The sequence below is a fragment of the Micromonospora sp. NPDC047557 genome, assembly GCF_043205095.1.
Classification (GTDB): domain Bacteria; phylum Actinomycetota; class Actinomycetes; order Mycobacteriales; family Micromonosporaceae; genus Micromonospora.
Genome location: NZ_JBIDDK010000011.1, coordinates 228,000 through 239,171, shown reverse-complemented (window position 1 = coordinate 239,171; position 11,172 = coordinate 228,000). Strand labels below are relative to the sequence as shown.

Below are 11,172 nucleotides of genomic sequence, written 5' to 3'. Positions count from 1 at the left end.
TCACATTCCGAACCCGGAAGCTAAGCCCTCCAGCGCCGATGGTACTGCACTCGTGAGGGTGTGGGAGAGTAGGACACCGCCGGACAATCTTCCAGAAAAGGCCACCCCTCGGGGTGGCCTTTTCTGCGTTTCCGCGTCGGCGCCCGATGCCGGTGGCCGATACCTGGCCTAGGCTCGTTCCTGTGGATGACCTCCTGATCCTCCTGGTGTTCGCCTGCTGCGTGGCCGCAGTGCTGAGCGCGTTGGCGTGGCTGGGCGTCCGTGGTCGTCGCCGCGGTGTCGGTGGCGAGGTCATGGGGCCGTTCGAGGAGATGTGGCACCCGTCCGCGCCCCGGTACCGGGCCGAGATCCGAGTACAGGAAGAGCGCCTGGTTCCCATGCCGTCAGCCGATGCGAAGGATCAGACCCCGTGACCGGAGGAGTCGATGCGGGGATGACCCCGGAGCGACAGATGCCCACTCAGGACGACGTGCTCGGATACTTCGACACGCTGTCGAACTGGGGACGGTGGGGTGACGACGACGAGCTCGGCACCCTGAACCACATCACCGACGACGTCCGGCTGGCGGCGGCGCGGGCCGTGCGCCACGGCCGGAGCGTGTCCTGCGCGTGGGAGGTCGCCGTACCGGAGGAGATGGAGCGGTCGACGATGGCGTGTCCGTGCGCCGCCGACATGCCGGGTGCGGAGAACATGCCGACGGCCTTCCACGCCGACCGGCGATGGGGCTTTTCGAACGAGCGGCTCGGCATGAGCTTCCACGGCAACACCATCACCCACCTCGACTCGCCGTGCCACCTCTTCTGGGACGGCACGATGTACAACGGCCGGTCGCACTCGTTGGTCGACGCCGCGACGGGATCGGCGTGGGCGGCCGTCACGGCGGCGGCGAACGGGATCGTCACGCGTGGTGTGCTGCTGGACGTCGCGGGGGCCCGCGGTGTGCCGTGGTTGGAGCCGGGCCAGGGTGTCGTTCCCGAGGATCTGGAGGAGGCCGAGCGTCGCCAGGGTGTCCGGGTGCGACCCGGCGATGCGGTGCTCCTGCGGACCGGCTACGGCCGTTTCCGGCACGAATCCGGTGCGGCCAGCGGTTTCAAGCAGGCCGGCTGGCACGCGTCCTGCCTGCCGTGGCTGCATGAACGCAAGGTCGCGCTGATCGGCGCCGACACCCCGCAGGACGTACAGCCGTCGGGGTACGACGACGTGTTGATGCCGGTGCACGCCGTGAGCCTCGTCGCGATGGGTCTGTGGCTGCTCGACAACTGCGACCTGGAGGCGTGCACGACAACGGCCGCCGAGCTGGGCCAGTGGGACTTCCAGCTCGCCGTCGCGCCGGTCCGCTTCGCCGGCACGTCGGGCAGCCCGGTCAACCCGATCGCCACCTTCTGACCGCGGTCTAAGCGCCGACGCTCAGGACGGCCATGGAGGCTCAGGAGGGCTTGGGGCCGCAGACGTAGCGGGGCTCCGCGTCGTAGTGCCAGGTGAACTTCTCCCGCTTGACGACCACACCGCCCTTCTTGATGACCCGGAAGGCGTCCTGGGCGAAGCCGTTGATGCCGTTGCTCGGAATGCACGACGGGCCGGGTTCGAGGTGGATGACCTTCGGCGTGGTGATGTTGCGCCGAGGGCCGTACTCGGTCTTGACGCTGTCGTAGATCTTCGTGCTCCAGATCGAGACGGTCACCGAACTCGACGTGTACGAGGTGTCGATGAGCAGGCCGTACTCGGTGTTGTTGCGGAACTTGAAGTCCAGGCTCGGCCAGAAGATGGTCGACTCGATGACGGCCGGGTACCTGTCGAACCAGTACGAGTGCGGCTTGTGCTCGACGTCCTCCAGGCCCGCGTAGTAGGTGGCGTTGAACAGGGTGGTGGTGAACTGCGAGGTGCCACCGCCGACGCCCGGCACCAGCTTGCCGTCCAGGATGACCGGCGCGTCCCGGTAGCCCTGCTCGTAGCCACGTTCGCCGGTGTGCCCGTTCAGGGAGAACGTCTTGCCCGGCAGCACGACCGTGCCGTCCACCTCCTTGGCGATGGTGGCGATGTTCTGGCTGCGCGACGACGCCATGCCACCGGTGAACCGCGTGGTGAAGGTGGACACCCGCTCCTTGATGCCCAGACCGGCCAGCTTCTCCGCGGTCAGCTCCGGCGGTGTCGCCTTCAGCTCGCCGGTCACCTCGCGTCCATCCGACTTCGGCAGCACGGCCAACAGGTCACGACCCAGGGCTGCGGTGTCGAGCTGCTGGCCGGCGCGACCGTCGGTGACCTTGGGTCGGCCGCCGGAGATGGTCACCGACGCGTCCTTCGGCGGCACCTCGATCGCGAGCAGGCCGTCGCCGAGGGCTGCGCGCAGCCGCTTGACGTCGACCGCCGGGGTGAGCTTGCCGGCCTTGTCGGCGGTGAATCGGAGGCTCTTCGCGATGGCCGCCGGTGGCACCTGCACGGAGCCCTTGTCGGTGCGCAGGGTGACCGGCGCGGCGACGGCCGGCTTGGCCAGCTCGGCGACCAACCGGTCCAGCTCCTCGGCGGTGGTCGCCGGCTGACTCTCCACGAGCGGCACGGTGACCGGGGTGCCGGCCAGCCACCCGGCGCGGACCGCGTCGGCGGAGCGCTGCGGGTCGAACGCCAGGCCCGGCTTGGGGCGTACGACCTTCGGGGTGGTGCCCTGGTAGGTGATGGCCGGCATCGTCATCGGGCGGACCTGGTCGCCGAGCACCTTGCGCAGGGCCGCGTCCAGCCGATCGGCGTCGATGGTGACCACCGGGTCGACGGTTCGGGAGCCGACCAGCCGACTGACCGGGTGCGCGTCGGCCTCGGCCGCCGCGGCCACGCTGGCCGCCACGTCGACGCTCAGCCCCACCTCGGCGGGGTTGATCTCGGCGGTGCGCTCCCCGACCGTGACCCGCAGGGGCGCGGCCAGGGCCGCCGCCCGCCGGTCCAGCTCAGCCCGCAACTCCCGGTCGGCGGCGCTGCGGCTCCGACCGCCCAGCTCGGCGCCGAGCACGCTGGTGCCCCGGGGCACGTCCCCGGCGTACGCCCAGGCGCCGGCACCCGCCACGGCGGCGAGGACGCCGCCGGTGACGCCGGCCGCGAGCAGCATCCGCACCCGGCGCGGACGGCGTCCACCGTTGTCCGGCTCGCCGGTGGCCGTGGGCGGCGTGACCGGATCCGAACCGTCGTCCGGCCAGGTGACCGCGGTGACCTGCACGGTGGGCCGGTCGTCGGTGGGTGGACGTTTATCGCCGTACAGCGTCACTGCAACCTCGATCGCCAGGTGCCACGGGAGGTCCCCCCTCCCGGAGGACACCACGGTAACCAATGCTCGGCCGTCCGCGCGGGCTGCGCCCGCTCCGCGCTGCCACCGCGTGTCGCCCGGCGTGTCGCGTAGGCCCTCACCGAAGCGGGGCCGAAGGGGGCGGTGCCGGCGAGCGGCGACGACCGTGGCACCGTGGCGGGGTGGACACTGCGGAGCGGGTGTTGGCGTACGGCGGCGGTTGGTTGGACCGGGCGGGCGCGCTGCGTACCGATCCGGCTCGACTCCACGCGTTGCTGATCGAGCCGACAACTGTGGTGCTGCCGTTGTGGCGGGACCGCTGCCTGGTCGACGGGGACGATCCGGTCCGGTTGACGGGCGACCGCGCGTCCCTCGTCCGGTCGGCCGCCGCCGAGACCGTCTTCCTGGGGCTCGACGGGGACATCGCGGTGTTCGCCGTGGACCTCTCCGGGCTCAGCGAGCAGTCCGCCGTCGAGATGGCTGGTGCGGCAAGGGCTGTCGACGTACGGGCCCTGGTCGGGCGGCTCGACCCGGCCGGCGCGGCGGTCCAGGCGTACGCCCGGGGGTTGCTGCACTGGCACCGGCAGCAGCGGTACTGCGGCACCTGCGGCGCGGCGGCCGTCGCCGGCGGTGGCGGGCATGTGCGGACCTGCTCCGGCGCGGAGTGTGGTCGGCTGCTGTTCCCCCGGATCGAACCGGCGATCATCGTGCTGGTCGAGGCGCCCGGCTCGCCGGAACGCTGCCTGCTGGCCCGGCACGCGGGCGCGGCGGCGGACGCGTACTCGACGCTGGCCGGCTTCGTCGAGGTGGGCGAGAGCCTGGAGGACGCGGTCCGCCGGGAGATGGCCGAGGAGGCCGGTGTCACCGTGACGGACCTGGCGTACCAGGGTTCGCAGGCGTGGCCGTTCCCGGCCGGGCTGATGGTGGGCTTCCGGGCCCGCGTCGCGTCCGAGGAGGTGCGGGTGGACGGCGTGGAGCTGTTGGAGGCGCGCTGGTTCAGCCGGGCGGAGCTGCGCGAGCGGGTCGCCGCCGGTCGTCCACTCGGCCGGGTCGACTCGATCGATCACCAGTTGCTGAGCACCTGGTTGGCAGCGGGCGACTGACCCGGGCGGCGCCGGGGATCAACCACGGGCAGGGCGGGCCAGCCAGACCAGCACGGCTGCGGTGAGCGCGGCGGTGACCAGCGCGCAGCTCAGTACGCCCTCGACCGTGCGCGGCGCCACCAGCAGGGCCGCACCGACCAGGCCGGCGGTGGCCACCCAGAGCGGCGCGGCCGGCCAGCGGGCACCGGTCGCCACTCTTTCGTTGACCAGCATGAACACCACCGCGTAGAGGGCGCCGGTGGCGGCGAAGAGCGGGGCCTCGCCGGCCAGGTGCAGGTAGTCCGCGCCGCCCACCAGCCGGAAGGCCAGCTCACCGGCGACCGCTGCGGCGGCCACCAGCACCGCACCGCAGGCCACGATCAGCCCCAGCGCGAGTGCCCGGGCCCGCCGGTCGCCCGAGGCCAGCCGCGGCAGCACCAGGAGGGTGACCACCTGCGGCGCCCAGAGCGCGCCCTTGGTGAGGACCGCGCCGACCGCGTAGCCGCCGGAGCCGCTGGCCGGCAGGAGTTGGCGGGCGAGGAGCAGGTCGGCGTACGAGATGACCAGCATCGCGAGGGTGGCACCGCACGCCGTCAGCACCTGTCGGCCGCTCAGGGTGCGGTCGCGGTCGTCGGCGAAGGTTGGTGCCACCCCGGGTCCGGGGACGCCGAGGGCCGGACCGCTGGGGGCGGCGGGCGCGGCGAGCCGGGCCAGCAGCGGGAGGACGACGAAGCCGGCCAGCGTGCCGAGCAGCAGGGAGCCGACCGGTCCCCAGCCGAGGGCGAGCCCGACGATGAGACCGCCGTAGCGCCCGGCGGCGAGCCCGGTCATCGCGCCGGAGAGCCGCAGGAACCGCTGGTCACCCTGGAGCTCGCCGAGCCAGCGACCGGCCAGCACGGTGGCGAAGGTGGTCGGGGCGAGCAGCAGGGTCAGCGCGACCGGGAGCCGGAGCGCCACCGTGAGTACCGGTGCCGCGACGAGGGTCATCCCGGCGGTGAAGGCGGCGGTGCGCAGCGCCAGTCGTGTCGTCCCGCTGGGCCCCGACCGGGCGCGATGGGCGGCCACCGCGATCTGCAGGCCGAACCCGGGCACCGCCGCGATGGCGCCGAGTGCCAGCACCGTGGCCAGCGCACCCAGGTCGGAGGCGGTCAGCTGGCGGGCACCGAGCATCGGGACCAGGTAGGCCAACCCGTTGGTCAGCATGGTGGCGGCGGTGACCGCCGCTCCGGCGACACCGAGCCGCACGACCCCCGTGTCGCGGGCGGGGCGCTCCGCCGCACCGGGCTGGGCCGGGTCCGCCACCAGCCGGGGTTCCTCGGTGGTCACTCGGGCTTCGGTACCACGTCGCCGACGGTGATCTCGTTCGTGCAGAGCGTCAGGTCCGGCCCGCCGGTCACCGTCAGCTCCACCGCGCCGTCACCGCCGGTGATCTCGAAGAAGCGCTGGTTCAGGCCCCTCTTGACCGGGAACGTGTGGCTGCCCTGCCCGAAGCGCAGCACCGCAGTGCCATCGGCCGAGCTGAGGTACCCGATGCGGACGACCCAGTCCCAGTGGTGCCGTGGCTTGTCCAGCGGTATCCGGACGGTCTGACCGGCTTGCACCAGGTAGCCGCAGCCCTCCTGCGGGCCGGGCACGACGTTGCTGCCCTGGATGGTGGCCACCTGGACCCGCCCCAGGCCGTCGAGTATCGAGGCGTTCTCCGTGTCCTTCACGAACTCCGGGCGGGAGCCGGCGGCGGCGAAGAACCGGGACTGGTAGTTGTACGGCCAGGACAGACTCGACAACACCTGGCTCGGGAGCGGCGTGTCGAAGAAGACGGTGCCGGGCGGGGCGCTGGCCAGCTCGATCCGGGCCGTGTCGAGGTAGGACCGGCCGTACTTCTTCGCCCACTCGTCGCCGTAGCGCGACGTGGTCCAGACCGTGCCGAACATCGCGGCCACCAGCAGGAGCGCCAGACCAGCCGTCACGACCTCGCGGTACCGCTCGGGCACCGGCCCCAGCCAGTCCGGCGGCACTGGTGTCGAAGGCCGCCGCTCCCGTCCGCCGGCCGCGGACGACGCCGGGACGTCCGGCTCGCGCTCCGCGGAGGGCCGCGCCGTCGCCGGGGCCTCGGCTGCCGGCTCCGGATCGAACTCGGGATCCGGCTCGGTCCTCGGCTCGGCGGCCGGCCCGTGGTACGGGTCGTCCGGGGCCTCGGCGTGGATCACACCGGCCCGGGACGAGTAGGCCGCGACGCCGGAGCGCGGTGTGGCCGGCGACGGCTCCGAGCGCGGCACGTCGGGCTCTGCCGCGCTCGGTGCGGCAGCCGGCTTCGCGTCAGCGGACGGTGCGGGAGCCCCGGCGGGCGGGGACGCCTCGCCGTCGGTTGGTTCGCCGTCGGTCGGCGTCGGTCGGGCAACCCCGACGAGAGCGACACCGACACAGATGGCGGCGACCACCACGGCGTCGCTGACGTAGCGGGGCACCCCGCCGGCGACGCCGCTGAACACGGAGCCGAGCCGGGTGGCCGCCAGCAGCGTCGTGGCGATGATCAGGTAGCCGCCGAGCAGGACCCAGGCGCGGGTGGCCCTGCGGTCCCGCTTCACCGTCAGCACGATCAGCGCGGCGAAGACCGCCCAGGAGATCCAGCGGCCGAGGTCGGGCGGCGCGACCACCGGCGACCCGTCCCCCGCGCCGAGCCAGCCCCAGGGCCCGCCCAGCAGACCCGGCACGAGCGTGGAACCGAACAGTTGGGTGAAGAAGGACAGCACCTCACCCACCGACTCCGGCCGGCGCACGGACGACTCGGCGCGCTGCAGGTAGACCGCGGCGAACGCGCCGACCAGCGCGGTCAGCACCAGCCAGGACGGCCACCAGCGACGCAGCGTCGTCAGCACCGAGCGGACCGGCCCGCCGTCGGTGAGGAAGCAGACGGTGAAGAGGAAGACCAGCGGTACGACCAGCAGTGCCTTCTCGAAGAAGAGCAGACCCAGGAGTACGGAGAGAGCCAGCGACAGCAGGTGCCGCTTGCGGCGGGTGCGGACGTACCTGAGCTGGGCGCCGACGGCGAGCACCATGCTCAACTGCATCGGCAGCATGTTCGCCCCGACCGCCCACCACGAGGTCGCCTCCAGCGTCAGCGGGCTGAACAGGAACATCCCGAGCGGGACGAGCAGCAGCCTGCTCGGTCGCAGCAGGTCGCGCAGCAGCCGGTAGAACGCGACGGAGAGCACCGCCTGACCGGCCGCCATCAACAGCACGTACGGCCAGTAGGTGAGCCCGAAGGCGTCGGTCACCAGCCAGGTGAGCAGTCGGCCGCCCGGCATGAAGTGGTTGTTGTAGAGGGTGAGCAGGAAGCCCGGGGTGAGGGCCGATTCGCTGGACTGCGTGACCAGCACGTAGTCGTCGGCCGCCAGGTAACCGCGGGAGGCGATCTGGGCCCGCCACAGCACGCTGACCACGATCATCGTGACGGCGAGGGGCCGGATCGGATCGGTGCGTACCCGTCCACCGGCCCCGCCGGTTTCGCCACGCGCCGCGCCCACCTCGGATCCGGTCAATGCCATGGCGGGAAGACTGCCACACGGATGACGGGCGGCCCCATCAGGTCAACGGATGGTTCGGGGGCCGCCGGGTGGTCCGCGTACAGTGGCCGCCACCAGCGCGACGGGTGGTCGGGCCGGATCGGGGTGGGGTCGTCAGGATGCGCGAACGGATGGTGCCGCACGGCGTCGCCGCCGCCGTCACGGCGGTGGTCCTGGCGCCGCTGCTGCTCCCCGGTTACGTGCTCCGCTACGACATGGTCTTCGTGCCCCGGCAGGCGTTGAGCTGGGAGGTGATCGCCCCGGCCTCGGCGCTGCCCCGGGCCGTCCCGCAGGACGCCGTGGTCGCGCTGGCCAACCAACTGGTGCCGGGGTGGCTGCTGCAACGGCTGGTGCTGGTGGCGATCATCTACCTCGCGGCGCTCGGCGCGGCCCGGCTGGTGCCGACCGACCGGGTCGCGGTCCGGGTGGTGGCCGCCCTCGGGTACGCCTGGACGCCGTACCTGGCCGAGAGGCTGCTCGTCGGCCAGTGGGGACTGCTGGTGGCGTACGCCGCGCTGCCGTGGCTGGTCCGGGCGGCGATCGGGGTACGGACCGGCCGGCCCGGCGCGCTGCCGCGGCTGCTGCTCGCCGCGGCGGCATCGGCGATCACCCCGAGTGGCGGGGTGATCGCGCTGGTGGCGATCGCGGTGCTGCTGCCCGGACGGTATCGGGGGGCGGCCCGGGCGGTTTCGACCGCGCTGGGTGCGACGGTGCTGCTCAACGCGCCGTGGCTGGTGGCCGGTTTCGTGAGTACCGGCAGCGGCAGGTCGGACCCGGCCGGTGTGCTGGCGTTCGCGGCCCGGGCGGAGAACTGGGCGGGGCCGCTGGTGGCGCTCGCCGGCACCGGTGGCATCTGGAACGGGCAGACCACGCCGGCCTCCCGGGGTGCGCTGCTGGTGCCCCTGGTCACCGTGCTGGTGCTGGCCGTCGCCGGGTACGGCGTACCGCTGCTGTTCCGGCGCTGGCCCGCTCCGGTGGCCGGCCGCCTCGGCCTGCTCGCGGCCGGTTCGTGGCTGGTGGCGGCGCTCGGTGCGCTGCCCGGCGGCGCGGATCTGCTCGGCTGGCTGGTCGCGACGCTGCCCGGCGCGGGTCTGATCCGGGACGGTCAGAAGCTGCTCATCCCGTACGCGTTGGCCCTGGCGGTGGCCGGGGCGCTCGGCGCGGAACGCCTTGCCGACCGGCTCGCCGCCCGGTTCGACCCGACCACCGGTCGGGTGCTGCTGGTCGGTGCCGCGCTGCTGCCGGTGGCGCTCCTGCCCGACCTGGCGTTCGGCGCTGCGGGTCGGCTCCGACCGGTGGCCTGGCCGGCGGACTGGACCGCGGTGGCGCGGCTGGTCGAGCAGCGGCCCGGTGAGGTGATCTCCCTGCCGTTCCAGGAGTACCAGCGCTACGGGTGGAACCGCGGCCAAGTGGTGATCGACACGGCGCCCCGGTACCTCGGCGTGCCGGTGCTGATCGACGACACGCTGCGCGTTGGTGGGCTGGCGGTGGCCGGCGAGGATCCGCGCGCCGCGCGGGTGCGGGAACTCCTCGCCGCCGGCACGCCGGTGTCGGCGGCCGGCTCGCGCTGGGTGCTGGTGCAGCGGGGGGCGGGGCCGGCGCCGCCGCCGACGTCCCTGGTCGGGCTGCGGATCGTCCACGATGGGCCAGAGCTGACCCTGTACGAGAACCCGCGCTGGTCTCCACCGCCCGCGCCAACCCGGCCCGGACCGGTCGGGCTCGCCCATCTGCTGGCCGGAACGGTGGTGCTGGCCATCGGTTTTTCGGGCACTGCGCGCGCACGCTACCGCGTGGTAGCGTCCCGGCACGCGAGTCCCGCGGAAGGAGAAGGTGGATGAGGAACCTGCCCGCATTCGTTGCCGTCGGGGTGCTCGGGGTCGTGCTCGGCCTGCTCGGTAGCGTCGGTCTGGCGAATGTGCTCAGCCCGTCCGCCAAGGAGGCTGCCACCACGAACGTCAATGGTGAGCAGGGCGCAGAGCCTCCGCTGTACGGCACGCGCTAAGTCAGACGACGAAAGGGCGCCCGCTGGTCGCGGGTGCCCTTTTCGTGGTGCTCGGAGTCAGTCGGCCCGGCCGGTCGCTTGGGTCACCAGTTGGGCGAAGCGGGCCCCGGTCGCCGTCCAGGTGAAGCGGGACGCGTGGTGCAGCGCCGCCTCCCCCATCGCCTTGCGCCGCACGTCGTCGGCCAGCAGTTCGCGCACCTGGTCGGTGAACTCGGCTTCGTCGTCGACGAGCAGGCCGGTTTCGGTGTCGACCATCGCCTCGGCGACCCCGCCGGCGTAGCGGAAGGCCACCGTCGGGGTGCTGCGCGCGGCGGCCTCGACGATGGTGAGCCCCCAGCCCTCCTTGATCGACGGGGTGAGCGCCACCCAGGCCGAGGAGAGTACGGCGTGCTTCTCCTCCTCGCTGATGAAGCCGGTGAACCGGACGCGGTCGGCGATGCCGAGCGAGTCGCACAGCTCCCGCAGCGGCTGCTCCCACCAGCCCTGGCCCGCCACCACCAGCTCGAGGTCGGGCAGCTCGCCGATCAGTTCGGCGACGGCGCGCAATGCGATCTCCACCCGCTTGTGCGGGACCAGACGGCCGAGCACCAGCAGCGAGGGGTGTGGGGTGCGCGGCAACGGTGGGCCGGTCACCGGGGGCGTGCCGTTGGGCACCACGTCGATCCGCTCGGCGGCCACCCCCAGTGCGGCCAGCTCCGCCCGGCTGGCCTCCGAGACGGTGACGTACCGGCAGCGGCGGTAGAGCCGGACGGCCAACCACGACTCGATCCACCAGCCCAGCCGGGCCATCCACGGGCCGAAGACGACCGGCCACTGCTCCCGGTGCACGTGGTGCACCAGCGCGATCACCGGGCGGCCGGCGTACAGCGGCGCGAAGAACGGCACCCCGTTGCAGACGTCGATCACCAGGTCGGGCCGGCCCAGGCCGCGCCGGCCGAGCGGGCCGAGGCCGAACCGGCCGGCGAGACAGGTAAGCGCGGCGCGGGCGTACACGGTGTGCCGGGAACCGCGGCGCAGCACGCGGACGCCCTCGGCGGTGGTCTCCGCCGGACCGGCGTTGCCGTGCGCGGCGCAGAGCAGGGTCACCCGGTGGCCCATGGCGACCAGTTCGGCGGCGATCCGCTCGAGGTAGACCTCGGAGCCACCACCTTCCGGGTTGGTGGTGTCGCGCCAGTTGAGGAACAGGACGTGGCGTGTGGGGGCGACGGAGGGGTCCACGCTGCTCCTACCGATGAGTAAGTGAGCACGATCGCGCC

The 11,172-nt window shown here is 73.1% G+C and carries 9 protein-coding genes and 1 rRNA gene; 6 read left to right on the top strand and 4 right to left on the bottom strand.

Annotated elements, in window-relative coordinates; all coding sequences use genetic code 11:
• The 3 genes from rrf to ACGGAQ_RS24245 all read left to right on the top strand — a co-directional run.
• Positions 1-85 (top strand): 5S ribosomal RNA (gene rrf, locus ACGGAQ_RS24255); the annotation flags it as partial.
• Positions 86-182: 97 nt separating this feature from the next.
• The gene (locus ACGGAQ_RS24250) at positions 183-413 is read left to right on the top strand and encodes a hypothetical protein (protein WP_393052684.1); all 231 of its coding nucleotides are present in this window, start codon (positions 183-185) and stop codon (positions 411-413) included.
• 38 nt (positions 414-451) lie between these two features.
• Complete coding sequence (locus ACGGAQ_RS24245; RefSeq protein WP_393052682.1) at positions 452-1,387, top strand: cyclase family protein; 936 nt, start codon at positions 452-454, stop codon at positions 1,385-1,387.
• Between the two features lie 40 nt (positions 1,388-1,427).
• On the opposite strand, the gene ACGGAQ_RS24240 is transcribed toward ACGGAQ_RS24245, so the two are convergent.
• Complete coding sequence (locus ACGGAQ_RS24240) at positions 1,428-3,251, bottom strand: VanW family protein (RefSeq protein ID WP_393052681.1); 1,824 nt, start codon at positions 3,249-3,251, stop codon at positions 1,428-1,430.
• A gap of 200 nt (positions 3,252-3,451) precedes the next feature.
• On the opposite strand from ACGGAQ_RS24240, the gene nudC reads away from it, so the two are divergent.
• Complete coding sequence (gene nudC / locus ACGGAQ_RS24235) at positions 3,452-4,372, top strand: NAD(+) diphosphatase (RefSeq protein ID WP_393052679.1); 921 nt, start codon at positions 3,452-3,454, stop codon at positions 4,370-4,372.
• An 18-nt stretch (positions 4,373-4,390) separates the two neighbouring features.
• Here the strand turns inward: nudC and ACGGAQ_RS24230 are convergent, their stop codons facing one another.
• Together ACGGAQ_RS24230 and ACGGAQ_RS24225 are read right to left on the bottom strand one after the other, a co-directional pair.
• Positions 4,391-5,653 (bottom strand): polysaccharide biosynthesis protein, encoded by a 1,263-nt coding sequence (locus ACGGAQ_RS24230; protein WP_393052706.1) that lies wholly within the window; start codon positions 5,651-5,653, stop codon positions 4,391-4,393.
• Between the two features lie 20 nt (positions 5,654-5,673).
• Positions 5,674-7,896 carry a hypothetical protein gene (locus ACGGAQ_RS24225; protein ID WP_393052677.1) on the bottom strand — a complete coding sequence of 741 codons (2,223 nt, stop codon included), beginning with the start codon at positions 7,894-7,896 and terminating at the stop codon, positions 5,674-5,676.
• Positions 7,897-8,033: 137 nt separating this feature from the next.
• Between ACGGAQ_RS24225 and ACGGAQ_RS24220 the strand changes: the two genes are divergently transcribed.
• Both ACGGAQ_RS24220 and ACGGAQ_RS24215 read left to right on the top strand, forming a co-directional pair.
• Positions 8,034-9,752, top strand: a complete 1,719-nt coding sequence (locus ACGGAQ_RS24220) for a hypothetical protein (RefSeq protein ID WP_393052675.1) — start codon at positions 8,034-8,036, stop codon at positions 9,750-9,752.
• Positions 9,749-9,916, top strand: a complete 168-nt coding sequence (locus ACGGAQ_RS24215) for a hypothetical protein (RefSeq protein WP_158609830.1) — start codon at positions 9,749-9,751, stop codon at positions 9,914-9,916. Before ACGGAQ_RS24220 ends, ACGGAQ_RS24215 begins: the two co-directional genes overlap by 4 nt.
• 57 nt (positions 9,917-9,973) lie before the next feature.
• Here ACGGAQ_RS24215 and ACGGAQ_RS24210 read toward each other — a convergent pair whose 3' ends face one another.
• Positions 9,974-11,134 carry a glycosyltransferase family 4 protein gene (locus ACGGAQ_RS24210; RefSeq protein ID WP_393052673.1) on the bottom strand — a complete coding sequence of 387 codons (1,161 nt, stop codon included), beginning with the start codon at positions 11,132-11,134 and terminating at the stop codon, positions 9,974-9,976.
• Between the last annotated feature and the right edge of the window lie 38 nt (positions 11,135-11,172).